This is a genomic window from Microbacterium binotii (assembly GCF_021398715.1).
GTDB classification, from domain to species: domain Bacteria; phylum Actinomycetota; class Actinomycetes; order Actinomycetales; family Microbacteriaceae; genus Microbacterium; species Microbacterium binotii_A.
The window spans coordinates 2,723,575-2,743,397 of the sequence record NZ_CP090347.1 but is presented as its reverse complement, the minus strand read 5'-3'; the positions used below and the strand labels follow the sequence as shown (position 1 = coordinate 2,743,397).

At 70.8% G+C, this 19,823-nt stretch carries 20 protein-coding genes; 13 read left to right on the top strand and 7 right to left on the bottom strand.

Going from position 1 to position 19,823, the window contains the following annotated elements; genetic code table 11:
• Positions 1-12: 12 nt before the first annotated feature.
• Positions 13-741 carry a peptidase M23 gene (locus LXM64_RS13365; protein WP_234073625.1) on the bottom strand — a complete coding sequence of 243 codons (729 nt, stop codon included), beginning with the start codon at positions 739-741 and terminating at the stop codon, positions 13-15.
• A 40-nt stretch (positions 742-781) separates the two neighbouring features.
• Positions 782-1,951 (bottom strand): polysaccharide pyruvyl transferase family protein, encoded by a 1,170-nt coding sequence (locus LXM64_RS13360; RefSeq protein WP_234073624.1) that lies wholly within the window; start codon positions 1,949-1,951, stop codon positions 782-784.
• Positions 1,952-2,070: 119 nt separating this feature from the next.
• On the opposite strand from LXM64_RS13360, the gene LXM64_RS13355 reads away from it, so the two are divergent.
• Complete coding sequence (locus LXM64_RS13355; RefSeq protein ID WP_234073623.1) at positions 2,071-4,218, top strand: glycosyltransferase; 2,148 nt, start codon at positions 2,071-2,073, stop codon at positions 4,216-4,218.
• Positions 4,215-5,504 (top strand): glycosyltransferase, encoded by a 1,290-nt coding sequence (locus LXM64_RS13350; protein WP_234073622.1) that lies wholly within the window; start codon positions 4,215-4,217, stop codon positions 5,502-5,504. The genes LXM64_RS13355 and LXM64_RS13350 overlap by 4 nt, the downstream gene beginning before the upstream one ends.
• Before the next feature lie 148 nt (positions 5,505-5,652).
• Here LXM64_RS13350 and LXM64_RS13345 read toward each other — a convergent pair whose 3' ends face one another.
• Positions 5,653-6,333, bottom strand: coding sequence for a hypothetical protein (locus LXM64_RS13345; protein WP_137418960.1), 681 nt, complete (start codon positions 6,331-6,333; stop codon positions 5,653-5,655).
• A 237-nt stretch (positions 6,334-6,570) separates the two neighbouring features.
• On the opposite strand from LXM64_RS13345, the gene LXM64_RS13340 reads away from it, so the two are divergent.
• Positions 6,571-7,254, top strand: a complete 684-nt coding sequence (locus tag LXM64_RS13340; protein WP_234073621.1) for a hypothetical protein — start codon at positions 6,571-6,573, stop codon at positions 7,252-7,254.
• Between the two features lie 58 nt (positions 7,255-7,312).
• Here the strand turns inward: LXM64_RS13340 and LXM64_RS13335 are convergent, their stop codons facing one another.
• Positions 7,313-8,119, bottom strand: a complete 807-nt coding sequence (locus LXM64_RS13335; RefSeq protein WP_234073620.1) for a DeoR/GlpR family DNA-binding transcription regulator — start codon at positions 8,117-8,119, stop codon at positions 7,313-7,315.
• A gap of 230 nt (positions 8,120-8,349) precedes the next feature.
• Here LXM64_RS13335 and LXM64_RS13330 point away from each other — a divergent pair, with 230 nt between their 5' ends.
• The 7 genes from LXM64_RS13330 (at position 8,350) to LXM64_RS13300 (ending at position 15,088) form a co-directional block, all read left to right on the top strand.
• The gene (locus LXM64_RS13330; protein ID WP_137418962.1) at positions 8,350-9,645 is read left to right on the top strand and encodes an ABC transporter substrate-binding protein; all 1,296 of its coding nucleotides are present in this window, start codon (positions 8,350-8,352) and stop codon (positions 9,643-9,645) included.
• Between the two features lie 67 nt (positions 9,646-9,712).
• Positions 9,713-10,642: a carbohydrate ABC transporter permease gene (locus tag LXM64_RS13325; protein ID WP_234073619.1), complete on the top strand. Its 930-nt coding sequence runs from the start codon at positions 9,713-9,715 to the stop codon at positions 10,640-10,642.
• Between the two features lies 1 nt (position 10,643).
• Positions 10,644-11,489: a carbohydrate ABC transporter permease gene (locus LXM64_RS13320; protein WP_137418964.1), complete on the top strand. Its 846-nt coding sequence runs from the start codon at positions 10,644-10,646 to the stop codon at positions 11,487-11,489.
• A 61-nt stretch (positions 11,490-11,550) separates the two neighbouring features.
• The gene (locus LXM64_RS13315) at positions 11,551-12,414 is read left to right on the top strand and encodes a ketose-bisphosphate aldolase (protein WP_234073618.1); all 864 of its coding nucleotides are present in this window, start codon (positions 11,551-11,553) and stop codon (positions 12,412-12,414) included.
• A gap of 35 nt (positions 12,415-12,449) precedes the next feature.
• Complete coding sequence (locus LXM64_RS13310) at positions 12,450-13,616, top strand: ADP-dependent glucokinase/phosphofructokinase (RefSeq protein ID WP_234073617.1); 1,167 nt, start codon at positions 12,450-12,452, stop codon at positions 13,614-13,616.
• Between the two features lie 19 nt (positions 13,617-13,635).
• Positions 13,636-14,625, top strand: a complete 990-nt coding sequence (locus LXM64_RS13305) for a class I mannose-6-phosphate isomerase (protein ID WP_234073616.1) — start codon at positions 13,636-13,638, stop codon at positions 14,623-14,625.
• A 52-nt stretch (positions 14,626-14,677) separates the two neighbouring features.
• Entirely contained in the window at positions 14,678-15,088 is a 411-nt protein-coding gene (locus LXM64_RS13300; RefSeq protein ID WP_234073615.1) for a DUF2255 family protein, read from the top strand.
• 57 nt (positions 15,089-15,145) lie between these two features.
• On the opposite strand, the gene LXM64_RS13295 is transcribed toward LXM64_RS13300, so the two are convergent.
• Together LXM64_RS13295 and LXM64_RS13290 are read right to left on the bottom strand one after the other, a co-directional pair.
• Complete coding sequence (locus LXM64_RS13295; RefSeq protein WP_234073614.1) at positions 15,146-16,516, bottom strand: NtaA/DmoA family FMN-dependent monooxygenase; 1,371 nt, start codon at positions 16,514-16,516, stop codon at positions 15,146-15,148.
• A gap of 72 nt (positions 16,517-16,588) precedes the next feature.
• Positions 16,589-17,263 (bottom strand): helix-turn-helix domain-containing protein, encoded by a 675-nt coding sequence (locus LXM64_RS13290; RefSeq protein WP_234073613.1) that lies wholly within the window; start codon positions 17,261-17,263, stop codon positions 16,589-16,591.
• A gap of 84 nt (positions 17,264-17,347) precedes the next feature.
• Here LXM64_RS13290 and LXM64_RS13285 point away from each other — a divergent pair, with 84 nt between their 5' ends.
• From LXM64_RS13285 to LXM64_RS13275, 3 genes are read left to right on the top strand one after another with little or no spacing between them, the layout of a single operon-like run.
• Positions 17,348-17,977 (top strand): hypothetical protein, encoded by a 630-nt coding sequence (locus tag LXM64_RS13285; protein WP_234073612.1) that lies wholly within the window; start codon positions 17,348-17,350, stop codon positions 17,975-17,977.
• An 11-nt stretch (positions 17,978-17,988) separates the two neighbouring features.
• Positions 17,989-18,465, top strand: a complete 477-nt coding sequence (locus tag LXM64_RS13280) for a hypothetical protein (RefSeq protein ID WP_234073611.1) — start codon at positions 17,989-17,991, stop codon at positions 18,463-18,465.
• Positions 18,462-19,418, top strand: a complete 957-nt coding sequence (locus tag LXM64_RS13275; protein ID WP_234073610.1) for an alpha/beta fold hydrolase — start codon at positions 18,462-18,464, stop codon at positions 19,416-19,418. Before LXM64_RS13280 ends, LXM64_RS13275 begins: the two co-directional genes overlap by 4 nt.
• Here LXM64_RS13275 and LXM64_RS13270 read toward each other — a convergent pair.
• Complete coding sequence (locus tag LXM64_RS13270) at positions 19,396-19,803, bottom strand: VOC family protein (RefSeq protein ID WP_234073609.1); 408 nt, start codon at positions 19,801-19,803, stop codon at positions 19,396-19,398. The two genes, LXM64_RS13275 and LXM64_RS13270, sit on opposite strands and share 23 nt — an antisense overlap.
• Between the last annotated feature and the right edge of the window lie 20 nt (positions 19,804-19,823).

Here is a 19,823-nt window from a genome sequence, read left to right as displayed (position 1 = left end):
GCAATGCGCCGGTCAGGCGGGGCAGAGCGCGATGCCGTCTGTGCGGTCGCCCGCGCGCGGTGTGCCGTTCAGCGCTGCGACGACACGCACGGCGCGGTCCCAGAACCGCGCGTAGTGCAGCGGATCGGCATTGACCTGCGTCTCGTGCGCGACCTGGGTGGGATCGAGCGCGGCCCGATCCGGCACCCGCTCCGCCATCGCCCGGAAGAAGATGGTCGCCGCCGTGTACGGATCGAGGCGCTCGTCACGTGTGCCCCACGAATCCTGCTGCTGGAACAGTCCGATCGAGGTCGTAGGTGATCCGTCGGGATTGGTGACGCCGCTCGTCTCCCAGTCGCCGTAGTCGAGGTTCCGCAGCGATGACTCGCCCATCGCCGTCATGATCGCGATGGTCTGATCGCGCTCGTCGAAGCCGAGGTCGCGCCCCGCGGCGAGGATCGTGCACGCGTTCGCGAGTTGGCCCGAACCGTAGCCCGCGATGCCCGGCTCCGCGATGGATGGCGGCCTGGGCGCGTCGTCGATGCCGACGTCGATCCGGTCGTCGGCATCGAAGGCGCTGATCGCTGCGCTGCCGGCGACGATCAGCGCCACGACCAGGACGAGGGGGGCCGCGACGAGAAGGACGACGGCCGCGATGAGCCCGCCGCGCATCCCCCTGCGCCGACCGGAGCGGGCGCGCCGATGACGCGGGCGTCGCCGGGCGGGCGGGCGGCGGCGGGCGGCCGGGGGACGTCGGGACATCGCGGTCAGGGTAGAGGGCGCACCTGGAGTTTCCCCGGGCTCAGCCGAGGACCGCCGCCACGTCGTCCCACCACTGCGACGCCCGCGAGCGGTGCGCGTCAGACCGCTCAGCCGCAGCGTGCCGCAGGGACGCGGCGCCGGAGGTCAGCGCGGGAAGCAGAGCGGATGCGGCCGCCGCGTCGTCGATGTCGATCACGCCGTCCTGTCCCCACGGCTCGAGCGCACCGGTCAGCTTGATGCGGGTGTACTCGTCTGCCGCGAGGGCGAGCACGGGCACCCCGGACGGTGCCGCGAACACCACGGGATGATAGCGGGAGCTGATGAGCAGGCGTGCGGAGCGGGCGAGGGCGACGGCGTGCGCCGTGTCCGCGGTCGTCTCCAGTCTGCTGGGGGTCTGCAGACGGGCGCGGACGCGTTCGTGCACCACGACGTCTCCCCGCACGTCGCCGTCGGCGAGGGGGCCGAAGTGCGCGTGGAACACGATGGGGGCGCCGGTGATCGCTGCGGCGGCGTCGATCATGCGTGCGAGGGCCGCGTCGACCGCAGCCGACGGGCGGTGCGCATACCAGCCCGACAGGCTCACGAGCAGCGGGCCGGATGCGGGGGCGACGGCGGGGGCGTCGAGGAAGGACGCGTCGTCGACCTGCCGGCGGGGATCGAGCCCCCACGAGAGCACGAGCGCGTCGGTGGCGCCCTCGCGCACGCCGACGAGCGCGGCGGCCGCGAGCGCTGCGCGCAGCCGGGCCTCGTCGTCGGCGGTCAGGTCGGGCCCGAAGGTCTGGCCGCTGAAGACGACCGGCAGCCCGCGCGCGGCCGCCATCCGGGTGAGCGTCGTGCGCTCGTAGATGTGCACCGGCCACCGTGAGGCCAGGTTGCCACCGCCGGTGTGCAGCACCCCGGTGACCGCATCGAGTGCGTCGAGGACGCCCCGGGCCGGGTCGTCGGCGGCGAGGAGGGCGCGGCCTGTCGCCGCATCCGCCAACTGCTCGGCCCGGCGGGCTGCGGCGTCGCGGTCGAGCCCCACGAAGCCCAGTCGGTCGACGGCGTCGATCCCGTACCGCTCGCGGGTCTCGGCGGGGGAGGAGGAGACGCCGATCGTGTCGATGCCGCGACGGCGGAGCTCGACGACGGCGGCGTCGAACATCGCCTCGTCGCCGACGTGGAACAGATCGTCGACGACGCCGACATCGCCGATGGCAAGAACGCTCACGCGGGCTCCGGGATCGTAGCGGGGGAAGGGATGCGACTCAACGCTAGCCTGCCGTACAGACGTGTTCTCTACGATCGATTCGCTCGTGGCCGTGCGGCGACGGTGAAGGGAAGTGGGACGTGGGGATTCAGACGTCCATGGATGCGGTGCAGAGCGCTCCGACCATCGTCGATGCGCTGCGCCGCGCCGACGAACTGGCGTTCGAGGCGGGCCGGGAGCCGGGTGTGCGGTCGCTGCGCCATCTGGCCGCTGCGCTCGCGAGCGAGGACGACGTGCGCGCCCTCGCGGCGGTGCACGCGCTGGGAGCCATGACCGACGAGGAAGCCGGACGGATGCTGGCGGCGCTGCTGTCGGATCGTCGCGCGTACGTGCGCGAGCATGCCGCCTGGGCCCTGTCGCAGGGGCTGCCGCGGCTCGACGCGGTCGGGCGTCTCATCGCGATGGTGGCCGCCGGCGGATTCTCCGCCATGCTCGCCCAGCGCACCCTCGAAGGCTGGTCCGTGCCCTCCGGCGAGGTGCTCGCCGTCGCCCTCGAGGCGGCGCTCGTGTCCACCGACGACCCCGCCGCCCGGGCGCGCCTCGTCGAGACCCTCGGGCTCGTCCGTGCGCCGCTGGCGACGAGACCGCTCATCGCGATCGCCCGTGACGAGTCGGAGGACGACGCGGTGCGCGAAGCCGCCATCGCCGCGCTCGGCCAGCGGCCCGGGCACCCCGCCGTCGAGAGCACGCTCGACGAGCTCATGGCGACCACGGGCCGGCTGGCGTCCGTGGCGCGGCTGGCACTGCTGGATCTCGTCCCGCCGCGGCCGGATGCGGCCGACGCGCCCCGCACGATCGCGCAACTGTTCCTGCACGCCGACATGGACGCGCAGCTGGCGACGGCCGGTGCCGGCGACAACGGCGGCATCGCGACCCTTCTCGTGCGGCTCGGCGATGCCCTGGTCGCGGATGACTCCGGGCTGGTGGAGCGCGTGATCACCCTCGGTCGTGGCAGCATCGACCAGGCCGCGAGCGACCTTCTCGACGTCGCGGGCACCCGTGGCGGGCACCGCTTCGGACGTGTGCCCATGGCGTCCTCGCCGGTGCCCTCCGCCGCGGCGTGGGGGCTGCGCGTGCAGGCGCGTCGCGGCATCCGCCGGGTGCTGCGCGCCGCGGGGCGCGTGGACGTGCTGCACCTGCGCATGGCGGACGTGGGAAGTCTCGCGGCGGCCGACGTCGCCCGCGAGCTCGGCATCCCCACCGTGTTCACGCTGGCGCCGGACCCGCATTCCGTGATCACCTCGCTCGAGGAGTCGGGTCAGCTCACGCGCGAGGGGTTCGGTGAGGCCGACCTGCGCGAGCACTACTGGTTCCGCGCCCGACTCGTGCAGTCGCTGGCGGCGGGCGCCGAGCACACGGTGCTCTTTCCCCGGCCCACGCTCGCCGACGACATGAAGCGGCTGGTCGGCGTGGACATCACCACGCACGCGGAGCGGCACACGGTCGTGGCCGAGGGCGTCGACCTCGCCGTCGTCGACGACGCCGTCTCCCGTCTCGCCGCCTACGGCGCCGAGGGGGACGCGCCGGAGGGCCTCGCCGAACTCGAGCGGATGCTGGGAGACCTGCCGGAGGAGCGCCGTGGTCTGCCGCTGCTGGTCAGCGTGGGGCGTCTGCACCGGGTGAAGGGCATGGCGTCGCTCGTCGAGGCGTGGCACACCTCTGCGCTCGCCGCGCGCACGAACCTGCTGATCATCGGGGGCGACCTGGCGCATCCGTCGGTGGATGAGCGGGAGCAGCTCGAGCGCATCGACGCCGTCGTCCCGGCCGCCGAACGCGCAGCGCGCGGCCTGCTGCTTCCCGGGCACCGGCCGAACGGCGTCACGGCGCTGTGGCTGGCTGCCGCCCGTCTCGGTCTGCCCGGCCTCGCCGCGCCCGCCGGGGTGTACGTGTGCGCGAGCATCAAGGAGGAGTTCGGCATCGCCCTGCTGGAGGCGATGGCGACGGGTCTCGTGGTCGTGGCGCCGGACGCCGGTGGCCCCGCCACGTACGTCGAGCCCGGTCGTACCGGCTTCCTCGCGCCGACCTGGGATCGCGAGCGCTTCGTCGTCGCGATCACCGATGCGCTCGCGCACGCGAAGGTGGAGCCGGATGCGGTCGCCGAGCGCTCGCACGCGATGGTCGCCGAGCGGTTCACGATCCAGGCGATGGCGGCGACGCTCGCCCCGCTGTACCAGACCGTCGCCTCGCAGGATGCGGATCTCGCCCGTCTGGCGGTGCTGCCGTCGTGAGGCTGCTCGTCATCAGTCCGGACTACGCCTCGCATCTGCTGCCGCTCGCGACCCTCGCGACCGCCTGGCAGGACCGCGGGCACGAGGTCACCGTGGCGACGGGGCCTGCGACGGCGCCCATCGTCGCGGATGCCGGCTTCGCGCATGTCGAGCTGTCGCTCGGACGGGGCGCGAACGCGGGAGTCATGCGCACCGCGCAGCAACAGGCGGACGAGGCCTCCTCGCTCGAGGGGTTCTTCTCCGCGACGCGCCGGGGCATGGTCGAGACCCTCACCTACCAGGCGAGGGAACGGCTCACGGATCTGATGTGGGACCCGGTCGGCCGCGGTCGGCAGACGCTCGAGATCATCGACCGTGTGCGGCCCGACCGCATCCTCGTCGACCACCTCGCCTTCAGCGCGCGGATGGCGATGCAGGCCGCCGGCGTCGCGTACGGGGACGTCGTGCTGGGCCACCCGACGGCGCTACCGGTGCCGGGGGAGCTCTACGGTGTGCCGCCGTTCTGGCCTCGCGCGTTCGACCCGGATCCGGAGAGTCTGGCCGCCCTGCGCGTTCTGGCGGCGGAGGTGTCGGAGCGCTTCACCGCGCAGTGGAACGACGCCGCATCCGAGATCGATCCCGCGGCTCCCGTCGTGGCCGACGCGTTCGCGTCGCACGGCGCCACCGTGCTCTACAACTACCCCGAGCAGCTCGCCGACGGCGACGGCCGGGCCATGGCTCCCGGGGTGTTCCTCGGTTCGACGCTGCGCGAGGAGACGGTCGACCCGTCGATCTCCCGCTGGATCGACGAGGGCGAGCCGTACGTGTACGTGAGCTTCGGCAGCTTCCTCTCGGTGCGCGACGACGTGCTGGCGCGGGTGGTCGAGGCGCTGCGTTCTCTCGGCGTGCGCGCCGCGATCGCGACGGGTGCCGCCGACACCTCGGCGTGGGGCGACATCCCCGCCGACTGGCTCGTGCGCGAGTACCTGCCGCAGGTGCGCCTGCTCGGCTCGGCGGCGGCCGCGATCACCCACGGCGGCAACAACTCCGTGACCGAGGCGTGCGCGCAGGGCGTGCCGCTGGTGGTGCTTCCGTTCTCGACGGATCAGTTCGCGGGGGCTGCGGCGCTGGAGCGCACGGGTGTGGGCATCGCGTGCGATCCCAACCGCGCGACCGCGTCCGAGCTCGCGGATGCCGTCGCCCGGCAGCTGCGACCGGATGCGGCGGCTCCGGCGCTGCGCGATCGGATGCGGCGCGACGGCCGCGAACGCCCCGGACCGCTCCGGGCCTTCGACGCGCTGGCCTGACCCCGCTGTCGGCCGGCCCCGAGTCCGGTGCGCCGAGCCCATGGCGCCAAGCCCGTGGCGCGAGCGAGCATCCGATCGCCCAGTGAGCATCCGATCGAGTGCTCGCTCGGCGAAAGAATGCTCGCTCGGCGAGGTGGCTCTGTGCAGGTCAGGAGATGCCGACGAGACGCGCGATGGCGCCGGGGTCAGAGGCCGCGGCCCGGTAGAGACCCATGCGGGCCTCGTTGGCCTCGTAACCGGCGCCGACACGCTGCTCGGCCGCGTGGTGCAGCGCGTACACGCGTCCCGCATGGCGGCGCGGCGGTTCGCCGAGCACGGCCTGGTGGGTGAGGTACCAGGCGGCGTCCTCGAAGCCCCATCCGCGGAACGCCTCGTCCTGGCCGCCGTGCGCGAACCACGTCTGCGGTGTCGCGACGTAGACGCCGGAGCACGCACCCTCGACGTACTGCTCGACCGTACAGTCGACGAGTGGTGTGCCGGCCGTGTACTCGGCCGAGCCGCTCGCGCCGAGCCAGCGGTACTCGTCGTACGGCAGGTGCACGCGTCCGCTCGTGCGGGCGGCGGCGATCGCGGCGCGCAGCGGCTCCGCCTCGGGGAGGGTGTCGGCGTCGCCGATCACGACGACCGCATCCGGATGCGCGGTGCGCATTGCGAGGTTGCGGCAGGCGGCGAGGACGAAGACGTCGTCGTCGGTGTCGATCGTGCGCACCGACGCCTCGGGCAGATGGGTCTCGTACCAGCGGCGGACGAGCGCGAACGGAGCGCGGCGGGTCGGCGCGTCCCGCCAGGGGATCACGACCTCGACGGGGGGAACGAGAGCTGTGGACATCGCGCTCAGCATAAGTCCGTTCGGGGGTCCCGATGACCCCTTGCGCGCCCCGGAAGCTCCCTGCCCGGGCGCCTCCCGCATCCGTGGTTCGGAGAATCGCGCGAATCTCGGAGGATTCGGGCCGAAACCTCCGAGGCGGGGCGTTTTCTCCGACCGGACGATCGGGATCTGGCCGCCGACGATCCGGATAATCTGGAGACGGCGGCTGTGGGGGCCGCGTCGAACCCTGGGGGGAACATGTCACGCGTCGGCGCGCGCAAGCGATTCGGTCTCTGGACGGTCTTCGGCGGGGCGCTGTGCGCGCTGCTGCTCATCGTCAGCCTGTTCAGTACGGGGATCGGGGGACTGCTGATCATGGCGGGGCTCATCGCCCTTGTCACCGGTGTCTATGTGGTGGTCACCCGGCGACCGAGCTGGGCCGGGCTGCCGGCGATGCGGCGTGCGGGAGCGGCCGTTGCCGCGGGCGGGTTCGTGGTGCTCCTGGTCGGTGCGGCCGCATACGGCGCCATGAATCCGCGCGAGGTGTCGGTGACTCCCGTCGCGACGTCGAGTCCCACCTCTCACGACGGTTCGCAGACCACGCCGCGCCCCACGCCTTCGCGGGTCGTCACCCCGACACCAACGCCGACGCCGACGCCGACGCCGACCGAGGCGCCCGCCGAACCGGCGCAGCCCGCACCCGCGCCGGCGCAGCCCGCTCCCGCGCCGGCCCCGGCGCAGCCCGCGCCCGCCGCTCCTCAGCCCGAGGCGCCACCGGCTCCCGCCCCGGCGCAGCCTGCTCCTGAACCTGCCGCGCCGGCCACCGTGCATCCCGGCGCCTTCTGCTCGTCCGCCGGCGCGACGGGTGTGAGCAAGAACGGCGTGCCGATGGTGTGCACGACCACCGCTGAGGATTCACGGTTGCGCTGGCGCGCTGCCTAGGGCCGTCGCTGGTCGCATCCGCCGGCAGCAGGTCGGGGGATGAACGCTCGCGTGTTCCTCAGTCGCAGATGACCGTGACGCCGGCGGCGGCGAGGGCCGCGGCGAGGTCGTCGGGCGGGGGAGCGTCGGTGATGAGGTAATCGGCGCCCTCGAGGGCCGTCACCTGTGCGAACAGGCGGCGCCCGAGCTTGGTGGAGTCGGCGAGGATCGCCGTGCGGTCGGCGCGCTGGATCATCTCGGCCATCATCGTCGAATCGCCGAGGTTGGATGCGGAGTATCCGGATGCGTCCACGGCGCCCACCGCGACGAAGGCGATGTCCGCGCGGATGTCCACGTCCGGTCCTGCCGAGGTCATCGCGAGGCTCACCGGGCCGGTCGTCGCCTGAGTGATGGTGCGCACGGCCCCGCCGAAGACGTAGAGGTCGCGGAACACGCTCGGCGGGATCTCCGCGGGGATCCGGAGGTTGTTCGTGGCGATCGTGAGGTCACGGTGGTTGCGCAGCGCCCGGACGAGGGCGAGAACCGTCGTGCCGCCGTTGATCATGAGCACCGCGCCGTCGTCGACGAGCTCGGCGGCGAGCTTGCCGATCTTCTCCTTCTCCGGCACCTGCATCCGCAGGCGCACATCCAACCCGCGATCGCGGCCCGGCCCCTCCGACGCACTCATTGCGCCGCCGTGCGTGCGCACGAGCGCGCCCTGGCGATCGAGCTCGTCCAGGTCGCGGCGGATGGTGTCGATCGAGACGCCGAAGTGCGCGGAGAGGTCGGCGACGGTGACCTGCCCGACCTCCTCCACGTAAGCGGCGAGATCCGCCTTGCGTCCGGCGGGCAGTCGGCGGGAGGTGCTTTTGCGCTGCGCGTCCATGGCCTCATATCTAGCACAGGACAGCACAAAACAGCGGAGTCAACCGCAAGCAGCCGCAAACTTCTGGACCGAGAGTCCAGCCGTGCGGGGCGGAGAAGTCCCGTGATTCAGGGGCTCTCGTGACCAATCCGTGTCTTGACGGGATGCAGGGAGCGCTGCATAATCTTGCTTAAACAGGCATGAAGCTGCAGAAATGAGCGGAATGCCGCACCATCTCGAAGAGGAGAGACATGTCCGCATTCCGGCGAGGACGCCGTACCGCAATCATGCTCATGGGTGTCGCGACAGCGACGACCACGCTTCTGGCTCTGACGGGCTGCTCGTCGGGCGGCAGTGGTTCGGGCGACAGCGGCGGCGACGTCACGATCGAATTCGCGCAGTGGTGGGAGCCGGAACTCCCCGACGGCGAGTTCCGCGCCCTCATGGACGAGTTCGAACAGGCCAACCCCGGCATCAAGGTCGACCTCGTGAGCGGCCCGTACGCATCGACGAAGGAACAGCTCTTCGCCGGCGCGGCATCCGGCACGATGCCCGACGTCGTCGGTCTCGACGGGGCGTGGGTCAACGATTTCGCATCCAAGGGCGTCATCACCGATCTGGGTCCGCTGCTGAAGGACGCCGGCTTCGACGAGAGCGAGCTGGCCGCCCAGATCAAGGTCGACGACAAGACCTACATGATCCCCGTCGTCAACTTCGTCTACCCGATGTTCACGAACGACGCCCTGCTCTCGCAGGCGGGTGTCAGCGCACCGCCCTCCACCCGCACCGAGTTCGAGGATGCGGCCAAGAAGATCACCGCTCTCGGCGGCGACGTGCACGGCTGGGTGCTGCCGCTCTCGCTCGAGGCACCGAACGGCGTACAGAACGACGTCATGTCATGGGTCTGGGCCTCGGGCGGCACGATGCTCGACGGCGGCCAGCCCGACCTCACCAACGACGACGTCACGAGCGCCGTCGAGTACATCGGCGACCTGTGGGACGAGGGCGTGATCGCCCCCGGCAGCTTCACCATGAAGGAGCAGGACAAAGTCGAGGAGTTCACCAACGGCCGGGTCGGCATGATGATCGACTCGCTCGCGCACATCAACCTCATCCGCGAGAACAACCCCGACCTGACCTTCTCGATCTCGGCGATCCCCGCCAAGGACGGTTTCACGGGTGAGCGCGGCATCCCCTACGCCTCGTGGGGCATCGGCGTGGCCGAGAACTCGCAGCACAAGGATGCGGCGGCCAAGCTCGTGGCGTTCCTGATGAGCAAGGACACCAACTCGAAGCTGTCGACGATGGCCAAGGCCTTCCCCGGCAACACCGGCTCGGAGCCCGACTTCGTGAACGACGACGAGCTGTTCAAGACCGCGTTCGAGATCTACAAGGCGGGCTACCCGGCCAACGAGTTCACCGGCCTCCCCGTGGCCGAGGACCTCATGCGTCAGCTCGGCGAGCAGCTGCAGTCCGCCCTCGACGGACAGCAGTCCATCCCCGACGCGCTGAAGAAGGCGCAGGAGAGCTGGACGGCGGAGTTCTGATCCCTTTCCGCCACCGGGTGCCGCACCGCGCGGTGCGGCACCCGGATACGTCAGGAGTTGACCGAGCATGACACTCAGAACGCTGACCGCGCCGGACACGGAGACACTCGTCACCGGCCGTCCGCCCGGCAAGAAGCGTCGCCAGTTGCGGCGCACGACGGAGTCGTACGGCTTCCTCGCCCCCACCCTCATCCTGCTGTTCATCCTGATGGTCGTGCCGATCGTCATGGTCGTCGGCTACTCGTTGCAGGACAGCGCGATCCTCGGACCCCCGCCGGAGTTCGTCGGCATCCAGAACTATCTGACGGTCCTCGGCGACCCGGGCTTCTGGAAGGCGACGGGCAACACGATCTTCTTCAGCGTCGTCAGCGTCGCCGCCCACCTCGTGCTCGGTCTCGGCTTCGCGATGATGCTCAACAGCCGCCTGCTCGGCGGCGTCACCCGCACGATCTTCCGCGCCCTCTACGTTCTGCCGTGGCTGTTCACCGCCGCCGTCATCGCGGTGCTGTGGCGGATGCTGCTCGCCCCCAACGGCGTCATCAACTTCCTGCTCAACACGAACATCGAGTGGCTCGCCTCGCCGCAACTGGCGCTGGGCACCGTCACCTTCATCAACATCTGGGCGGGCTACCCGTTCTTCATGGTCAGCCTCCTGGCGGGGCTGCAGGGCATCCCGCAGGATCTCTACGAGGCGGCCACCGTCGACGGCGCGACCGCCTGGCAGCGCTTCTGGAACGTCACGGTGCCGCAGCTGCGTCCGATCATCATCAGCCTGGTGCTGCTGGATCTGATCTGGACCTCGCAGCAGTTCGCGCTCATCTGGATGACCACCGGCGGCGGTCCGATCGATGTGACCGAGATGCTCAGCACGTTCACCTACAAGCTCGCCTTCGCCAAGTACGACTTCTCGCTGGCGGCCACATCCGCCGTCCTCGTGCTGCTCATGTCGATGGTGCTGGCCGTGTTCTACGTGCGCCACCAGAAGGCGAGGGACTGACATGTCGATGACCACTGCTTCGCGCACCCGTCTCGCGCGCACGCTGCTGCTCGTGGGCCTCGTGGCGGGCGCCGTCTTCGCCGCCGGTCCCGTGCTGTGGATGCTCTCGAGCTCGTTCAAGCCCAACACCCAGATCTTCGAGAGCCCGCCGCGGCTGGTGACGGATGCGTTCTCGTTCGACGCGTACGTGAAGATCTTCACGAACGCCGAGACGATGCGGTTCTTCCTGAACAGCTACATCGTCGCCGGAGCCGTCACGATCCTGACGCTGCTGGTCGCGATCCAGGCGGCGTACGCGTTCAGCCGCTTCGACTTCCGCGGCAAGCGGGTGCTGAACGTCGTGATCGTCAGCGTCCAGGCGGTGCCGCCGATCACGCTGCTGATCCCGTACTTCGGTCTGATGGTCGCCCTGGGCCTCTACAACACCTACCCGGGCCTCATCTTCACCTACATGGTGTTCACGCTGCCCTACGCGATCATCATGATGACCGGGTACTTCAACACCCTGCCGCGCGAGCTCGACGAGGCCGTGCGCGTCGACGGGGCGGGCTCGTTCACCGCGCTCTGGCGGGTGCTGGTGCCGATCTCGGTGCCGGGCATCGTCTCGGTCGGCATCTACACGTTCATGATCGCGTGGAACGAGTACCTGTTCGCGCTGACCCTGACCCGCACCACCGACATGCGCACGGTGCCGATCGGCATCCAGTTGCTCATGGGCCAGCACTCCTACGAGTGGAACCAGATCATGGCGATGAGCATCCTCGGCTCGATCCCCGTGCTGATCCTCTTCCTCGTGCTGCAGCGGTTCTTCATCAGCGGCCTGACCGCCGGCTCGGTCAAGAGCTGACCCGCGCCCTTCCCGTTTGTCCCGACGTCCCGTCACCCATCCCACTCAAGGAGAATCCATCGTGCTGTACACCGGTAAGTCCATCCTCGACGTCGCCAACGAGCACAACTTCGCCATCCCCGCGTTCAACATCAGCGACTGGGCGATGTTCAACGGCGTCATGGACATCAGCGAGGAGAAGCAGGCCCCGGTGATCATCGCGATCCACCCGGATGAGGTCTCGCACATCACCACCGACCTGATCGCCGCCATGCACGCCCGCGCCCACCGCTCGTCGGTTCCCGTCGCGATCCATTGGGATCACGGCGGCAGCTACGAGCAGATGATCGTCGCCATCCAGTCCGGGTTCACCTCGGTCATGATCGACGCCTCGCTCCTGCCGTTCGAGGAGAACGTGGCGCTGACGCGCAAGGTCGTCGACGCCGCTCACGCCGTCGGCATCCAGGTGGAGGGCGAGCTCGGCACGATCGGCGCGAACGACAGCTACGGCGAGTCGGGCGCGGCGGAGATCATCTACACGAACGTGGCGGACGCGGTGCGCTTCGTCGAGGAGACGGGCGTCGACAGCCTCGCGATCGCGATCGGCACCTCGCACGGTCTGTATCCGGCCGATAAGAACCCCGAACTGCGCCACGATCTGCTCGAGGAGATCAAGGCGGCCGTCGGCATCCCGCTCGTGCTGCACGGCGGATCGGCGAACCCCGACTCCGAGCTGCGTCGCGCGGTGGAGCTCGGCGTGAACAAGATCAACATCTCCAGCGACATCAAGGTCTCGTACCACAACAAGATGCGCGAGATCCTCGGTACCGACGAGCGGCTGCGTGAGCCGAACGCCATCCAGCCGGGCGCGATCGCGGCGCTGAAGGTCACCGCGGCAGAGAAGATCGACCTGTTCGGAGCGGCCGGCAAGGCCGCGCTGTACTGACCGGCAGGTCACGGGATTCACGAGGAGGCGCCGTGGTGGGAAAGCTCGTCCTGGGGCTCGGCGGCACCGTCGACTACGAAGTTCGATGGGATGCGGCCGTGCTCGAGCAGCTGGCGCGCGCGTACGGCGTGCGCCGGGGCGAGCTGACCACCGCGGCGCCGATCGACGACGAGCGCGCGCTCGTCGTGACGGTGCTCGGCTTCCTTGCCGCCGGCGGCGGCGGGGAGCGGTTCGTGGCCGCATCCGACATCGTGACGCGCTTCGCCGAACGCTTCGAGACGCGCGTTACGCTGGGCGGCACGGGCGTGCGGGCGGGGCTCGCGCTCGCCCGGCTGGGCATCCCCAGCGTGCAGCACCTCGTGAGCATCGACGACAACGTGCGGCGTCTGCTGCCGCCCGAGCTCGCCTACATCTGCTCGGCGACCCGCGACACCCTCGACCCGCACCTCATCGTGCAGTACCCCACGGGCGCGCGTGTCGCCCTCGTCGACGGCGAGGTGATCGCGCCGGCGCCGAACCGGATCATCTTCGCGAACGACGCGCCCAACCGCGAGATGGCGCTGGCGCCCGAGCTCGCCGACGCGCTCGCCGACGCCGGCGCCTTCCTGGTCTCCGGGTTCAACACCATGCAGGACGAGGCGCTTCTGTCCTCACGGCTCGACGACCTGCGGGCGGCGATGACGCGCCTGCCCGCCGATGCGCTCGTCTACTACGAGGATGCGGGCTTCTACCGCAGGGAATTCTCGGACATCGTCCGTGCGCGCCTCGGCGACGTCATCGACGTGCACGGCATGAACGAGGACGAACTGCAGGAGTACGTCGGACGCCCGGTGTCGCTGACCGATGCCGCGGATGTGGCCGCCGCGCTCGCCGCGGCCCAGGGGTTGATCGGCGCCCCCGCGCTCGTCGTGCACACGCGGTACTGGGCGATCGCGACGGGGCCGGAGGCCGGCCGACACCGCGGCGCGCTCGAGAACGCCGTGCGGCTCGCGGCCACCCGCTACCGCCTCGGCGACGCGGCCACCGCGGAGGATATGGCGGCCACGGCCGGGTTCGACCGGCATCCGGACGGCGAACGGGTGGTGGCCGAGGTGCAGCGCCTCGTCCCCGGTGCGGTGGGCGTCGCCGCGTACCGCGTCGACGTCGCCCACCCCACCACGATCGGCCTCGGCGACACGTTCGTCGGCGGGTTCCTGGCATGAACGTCGGCGGGTTCCTGGCATGAGCATGATCGTGCGGCTGCCGTCGAACCGGCCCGCTCGGCGCTTCTACCGCGGCGGGCGGCAGATCACCGACTTCCGTCGCGAGGCGCCCGCGGCAAGTCACGAGCCGGAGGACTGGGTCGCCTCGTGCACGACCGTGTTCGGCGAACGCGAGGTCGGGCTGAGCCGGCTGCCCGGCGGCGCGCTGCTGCGCGAGGAGATCGCCGCCGATCCCGTGCGCTGGCTCGGCGAGGCGCACGTCGCCCGGTGGGGTGCCGACCCGCAGCTGCTCGTGAAACTGCTGGATGCCGGGCAGCGGCTGCCGGTGCACGCCCACCCCGACGACGCGTTCGCCGCCGAACGGCTGGGCCACGCGCACGGCAAGGCCGAGGGCTGGTACATCCTCCGCGGCGGTTGGGTGCACGTCGGGCTGCGCCGTCCCGTCGCGGCCAGCGAGCTGCGCGACCTCGTCGAGAATCAGGACACGGTGGCTCTGCTCGATCTCCTGCACACCGTGCCGGTGCAGTCGGGCGATGTGGTGTGGATCCCGCCCGGCGAGCTCCATGCGATCGGTGAGGGGGTGCTGCTGCTGGAGCTGCAGCAGCCCGAGGACCTCTCGATCCTGCTCGAGTGGCGCGGCTTCGAGCTCGACGGCGCCCGGGACGGGCATCTCGGCCTCGGTTTCGCCCGAGCGCTCGACGCCGTGAACCTGAACCGCCGGGCGCCCGCCGAACTCACGCGGCTCGTTCAGCATGCGCCCTTCGCGGCGCGTCCCGAATCGGTGTTCCCGTCCGAGGCCGACTCGTTCGTGCGGCTCGAGCGGCATCGCGTGACGGATGCGGTGCGTATCGCCGCGGGCTTCGCGGTGCTCGTGGTGACCCGCGGCGCGCTCGAGATCGCCGGGGAGTCCGCGCCGGCGGGGAGCGTATTCCTCGTCCCGGCCGCGGAGGGCGAGGTGGCGGTGGCAGGAGAAGGCGAGGTGCTCGTCGCCCGCCCGCCCGCGCCCTGACCGGGCGTGCCGATCCGTCGGACGGGGGTTGGGTACGCCCTAGGCTCGGGGCATGACGGATGCGCTGCTCGCCCACCTCGCTGCCACCTCGACGGTGACCGTCGTCACGACCCGCCGCGACGGGAACGCGGTGGCCACGCCGATCTGGGCCGTCGTCGTCGGTGACGCCGCCTACGTCCGCGCCGCGTACGGGGACAGGACGGCGTGGTTCCGCCGCGCCGAGTCGGGGCGTCCGGCGGCGTTCACCCTGGCCGACGGTGCGCGTGCCGAGCAGGATCCGGTGGCGGCGCTCGACGACCCGCGGGTCGCGGTGACGTTCGCCCGCGTGGCCGCCGACGACCCGGTGCAGGATGCGGTCTCCGCCGCCTACGAGGCGAAGTACGCGGCCGACTTCCCCGAGCACGTGCCGCCCGTGGTCAGCGCCGAGTCGCTCCGGCACACGCTCATCGTCCGCCCCGCCTGAGGGGCACGGAGAGCTCCGGCATCCGTCGAAGCGAGCGGGCGGGAAATCCCGGCCGGGTCAGCGGCGGTAGCGGGCCGCGGGGTGCCAGTCGGGAAGGCGCGGGCCGTCGGCGTCGGTCAGCATCTCGCGGAGCGTGCCCGTGCGGGGCGTCTCGGGCAGAAGGCCTCGGCGGCGCAGTTCCGGCATGAGCTGGTCGGTGAACTCCGTGTAGCCCTCGATGCCCCCGTACCAGTTCTCGACGAGGAAGCCGTCGACGTCCGTCTCGGCCACGAACGCCTCGACCTGGTCGGCGACCGAGGCGACGGTGCCGGTGAACTTCATGCCGCCGAACGTGGCGGGCAGCGAGTCGAGGATCTCGCCGATCGTCGGGCTCGTGCCATCGGGGTTGCGCCACATGGCGAGCATCGTGTGCCCGACCTCCGTCGAGACGTCATCCAGCGTCGCCTCGGGGTCGAGCTGGGCGAGGTCCACGCCCGACCACCCGAGGAACAGCGCGGCCGTGGCCTCGCGGGTGGCGGTCGTGTTGAGCTCGGCGCGCAGGCGCTCGGCCTCTTCCTCGGTGTCGGCGATGATGAACGACGCCCCGTTGACGACCTTGATGGAGGATGCGGGTCGACCCGCATCCACGGCCTTCTGACGCAGGCGCGCGATGCCCGCCGCGAGGCGCGCGGCGTTGCGGTCCTGCGTGAACACGCACTCCGCGTACTGCGCGGCGAACGTCGTGCCCGCCTCGGAGGTGCCCGCCTGGAACAGTGTGGGCGTGCGCTGCGGCGACGGGGTCGCGGGGAAGTAGCCGTCGAAGGTGAAGTACGTGCCGTCGCGACGGATGCGGTGCACCTTGCTCGGGTCGGCGAAGACCTTGTTCTTCTTGTCGGCGCGGACGGCGTCGTCCTCCCAGGCGCCCTCCCAGAGCTCGAGGTCGAGGTCGACGAACTCGGTCGCTGCGGCGTAGCGCTCGTCGTGCGGGGTGACCTGCGTGCGGCCGAGCAGACGTACGAGCGCCTGCTGGTTGTCACTCGTGACGATGTTCCAGCCGATGCGCCCGCCCGTCAGGTGGTCGAGCGTCGTGAAGGTGCGTGCGTTCAGCAGGGGCTGCTGCGCGGTGGTGGATGCGGTCGCCACGAAGCCGATGCGCGGCGTCGTCGCCGCCAGCGCCGACATGATGGTGAGCGGGTCGTGCACGGGGAACTGCACGGCCTCGCGGATGACGGCCTCCGGCACCTCGCCGGCGTCGTTCATGGGGTAGCCGATGGCCTCGGCCATGAAGAAGAAGTCGAAGCCCGCCGCATCCAGCTTCTTGACCATGTCGGTCCAGAACTCGAGCGTGGCGAAGGCGGCGGTGTCGCCGCGCTCGTGGTGCCAGCTGTTGCCGATGAAGTTGGGGGTGAACTCCTCGAACGCGCCGAGGACGAGCTGTTTGGTGGGCATGCGGCCACGCTAGGAATCGCGTGTTTCGCGGGTGTGACCGGTGCTCGCCGTCGATGTAACGATTCGTGTGAGTTATCGCTGCGTGGTTGTCGCGGGCTCGGCGTCGACGTCTGAGCCGCTGCCATGGCGATGCGTCGCGCCCGCGGCGGTGATGAGCAGGAGCTCGGTCATGCCGTGCTGCGCGGCGGGCACCACCCAGGAGTGCTCGCCGCGCGCGTCGACCCAGAGGGTGTCGCCAGGGTGCAGCTCGACGTCGTCGTGGTCGGCGTAGCGGTAGGTCAGGGAGCCGGAGAGCACGTGCACGATGTCTTCGCCGTCGTGCGCGTAGGTCACGTCCTCGTAACCGGCCGCGAGCTCGAACCGATAGGCACCGAGCTGGCGCCCGCGCGCGCCGGCGATCAGCTGCGTATAGGTCTCGCCGTCTTCCTTGCCGCCCCGGTCGCCGTCGCTGCTTCTGCGCTTGTCAGTGTCGCGCATCGGGATGCGGGAGCCGCCGCCGGCGCGGACGACCTCCAGGCGGATGGGCTGCTCGGGCAGCAGCGCCGCGGCGGAGACGCCGAGGGCGCCGGCGAGGCTGTAGAGCGAGGCGATGCTCGGCATCACCCGGCCGTTCTCGACGTTCGTCAGGAACGGCTGCGAGACCCCGGCGGCCGCCGCGAGCGCGCGCGTCGAGAGCTGACGGCGCGTGCGTTCCTCCCGCACGGCCCGGCCGATGGCGGCGGCGGTGGGTGAGGGCTGCTCGCTCATGCGCCCAGCCTAGGTGAGGCGCGGTGTGCGATTCGTCGCCGCTATCAGATGCGGCGGTCGATGCCGCATCCGTACACTCGACGCGTGACCGATCTCGCCGCCGACGAAGCGTTCCGGGCGCAGGAGTCGCGGATGCGGATGCGGCACAGGACGCAGCTGCTGTGGGCGCTGGTGGGGGTGTGCGTCGTGGCGAGCACACTCATCTGGGCCCTGTGGGCGGTGCCGGTGTCGCAGTCGGTCGCGGCGGCGCAGCCGGTGCCGCTGGGGCAGACGGTGGAGCTTCCCGCGGAGGGGGTGACGGGGGTGTGGGCGTCGGGCGCCGCGCCGCTGCTGGGGCTCGTCGAGTGCCGGGCCGAGACCACCGACGGGACCCCCCTGCGCACCTGGTCGGTGCCGTCGCCGGGGTGGGACGACACGCTGTGGTGGATGACCCACGGCGAAGGCTTCTCGCCCGTGCAGAGCGTTGCGGATGCGGGCGGGGCTGCCGCATCCGTCACCTGTCGGTCGCAGATCGACGCCTACGACGGCGAGTTCCTGCTGGCCGGCGACGTGACAGCCGGTGGCGGCGGGATCGGCCTCGGCCGGATGGGCAACGTCGACTATCGCACAGGCACGCTCCTTGCGCTCGGCGCCGTGGGGCTGCCGCTGTTCGCGTTCGTCATGACGATCGTGCTGCTCGTGCAGGGCCTGCGTGCCCGCCGCTCGGACCGATAGCCTCGATCGGTATGAGCGCCGTCACCTATACCTGTGTCGAGCCGGACTGCGGATGGCGGCAGGCCGTGCCCTCGCGCCGGGCGCGTTCGACGGATGCGGTGCGTGAGCGCACCGAGCACGGTGGCGTCCACGGGCATGACGCGCGGTTCGACGTGCGGGAGCGCTGGGCGTGGCTGTGGCCCCTGTTCGCCCTCAACCTCGTGTGGCTGGCTGTGAGCGTGTACGCAGCGGTGACTGGCGACTTCGCCGTGAGTGTCTTCGCGCCTCAGGTGGCGATGCTCCAGGCATGGTGGATCGCCGCGTTCGAGATCGTGATCATCGCGGTCGGTACCTTCTCCTACGCGTCGACCGTGCCCGCCGGCGCGTCCTTCTGGCGTCGCGCGTTCGCGGGACTCACGATGTCCGCCTTCCTCGTGATGATCGGCAACGCCGTGGCGGCCTTCGCGCTCCTGTTGTTCGTCGGCTCGTTGTTCGCGTCCTCACCGTGACGGCCGCGTCCGCACCCGTCATCGACGTGCACCGTGTCGCATGCGGCACGGCCTACACGCGCGTGTCCTCCATCCGGGCGGAGGGGGAGCGTGCCTTCGTGCTCGTCGCGGGGATCGGCGTCGCGGCGACCTACTTCGAGCGCCTGGCTCCGCAGCTGAACGAGTTCGGCGCGGTGCACGCGCTCGACCTGCCCGGGTTCGGCGGCGTGCCGCATCCGGAATCCGCCATGTCGATCGCGCAGTACGCGGATGCGGTGGAGGCGGTGCTCGACGAGCTCGCCCTGGAGGACCCGGTGCTCGTCGGGCACTCCATGGGCACGCAGATCGTGAGCGAGGTCGCGCGGCGGCGGCCGGAGATCTCGACGCTCGTGCTCATCGGCCCGGTCGTCGACCCCGAAGCGCGTCGGCTACCGCGGCTCGCGCTGCGGTTCCTGCGATCGACGTGGCACGAACCGCTCAAGATCAAGGTGCTGGCGGTGGGCGCCTACCTGCTGTGCGGCCCGCGATGGTTTCTGCGGGTGCTGCCGGAGATGATGCGGTTTCCGATCGAGGAGCTGTTCGCCGACATCCGTGCTCACACGCTCGTCATCCGCGGCGAGCACGACGACGTGGTGCCGCGCGCGTGGGTCGAGCGCGTGGCGCGCGAGATCCCGTTCGCGTCGACGTGGGAGATCGGAGGCGCGGCGCATTCCGTCATGCACGGGCATGCCGAGGGCGTCGCGCGGCTGTGCGTCGCGTTCGCGCGGACGCCCCGAGACACCGACGGCGAACTCAACCTCATGCCGGATGCGGAGGCCGAGACGCCCGAGCCGCGCGCAGCGAGCGTGTCGGCCGCGTTCCGCGCGTTCGCGGCTCGGTTCGTCGAGTTCGTCGGCGTGCTGCGCCGTGACGATCGCGAGGTCGCGCGCGGGAAGACCTCGCACGCCCGGATCATGAAGGAGCAGCAGGACTGAGGGCTGCGACGATCTCCGCCTTGAAACCGGCCGAGTTCTCCACCCAGCCCGCGTAGTGATCGGGACCGCCGGCGTGCGGATAACGGTCGTGGTACAGCGGCCGCCACCCGTGTGCCCCCGCATCCGCCATGATGGCGTCGACCTCGTCGGTGGTGTCGACGGCGAAGGCGAGGTGGTTCACGCCTGCCCGTCGGCGGTCGTGCTCAGGGTCGGAGAGCGCGGGCGAGGTGGTCAGCGTCAGGTATGCCTCACCGAGCGACCAGGACTGACCGTTCGCCCACTCGCTCTGCCGTGTGGAACCGAGTCGTGTGAGTAGCCAGGCCCACTCCGCGACCGTCTGCTGCAGATCGGCGACCCAGATCTCGATGTGATGAATTCGTGCCACTCGACGATTGTGCCGGGCAT

What these genes read in the sequence shown, in the direction of transcription:
- LXM64_RS13365 (WP_234073625.1), bottom strand. Translation starts at nt 741, where the DNA reads ATGTCCCGACGTCCCCCGGCCGCCCGCCGCCGCCCGCCCGCCCGGCGA.
- LXM64_RS13345 (WP_137418960.1), bottom strand. Translation starts at nt 6,333, where the DNA reads ATGTCCACAGCTCTCGTTCCCCCCGTCGAGGTCGTGATCCCCTGGCGG.
- LXM64_RS13340 (WP_234073621.1), top strand. Translation starts at nt 6,571, where the DNA reads ATGTCACGCGTCGGCGCGCGCAAGCGATTCGGTCTCTGGACGGTCTTC.
- LXM64_RS13335 (WP_234073620.1), bottom strand. Translation starts at nt 8,119, where the DNA reads ATGGACGCGCAGCGCAAAAGCACCTCCCGCCGACTGCCCGCCGGACGC.
- LXM64_RS13330 (WP_137418962.1), top strand. Translation starts at nt 8,350, where the DNA reads ATGTCCGCATTCCGGCGAGGACGCCGTACCGCAATCATGCTCATGGGT.
- LXM64_RS13325 (WP_234073619.1), top strand. Translation starts at nt 9,713, where the DNA reads ATGACACTCAGAACGCTGACCGCGCCGGACACGGAGACACTCGTCACC.
- LXM64_RS13320 (WP_137418964.1), top strand. Translation starts at nt 10,644, where the DNA reads ATGTCGATGACCACTGCTTCGCGCACCCGTCTCGCGCGCACGCTGCTG.
- LXM64_RS13305 (WP_234073616.1), top strand. Translation starts at nt 13,636, where the DNA reads ATGAGCATGATCGTGCGGCTGCCGTCGAACCGGCCCGCTCGGCGCTTC.
- LXM64_RS13300 (WP_234073615.1), top strand. Translation starts at nt 14,678, where the DNA reads ATGACGGATGCGCTGCTCGCCCACCTCGCTGCCACCTCGACGGTGACC.
- LXM64_RS13295 (WP_234073614.1), bottom strand. Translation starts at nt 16,516, where the DNA reads ATGCCCACCAAACAGCTCGTCCTCGGCGCGTTCGAGGAGTTCACCCCC.
- LXM64_RS13290 (WP_234073613.1), bottom strand. Translation starts at nt 17,263, where the DNA reads ATGAGCGAGCAGCCCTCACCCACCGCCGCCGCCATCGGCCGGGCCGTG.
- LXM64_RS13280 (WP_234073611.1), top strand. Translation starts at nt 17,989, where the DNA reads ATGAGCGCCGTCACCTATACCTGTGTCGAGCCGGACTGCGGATGGCGG.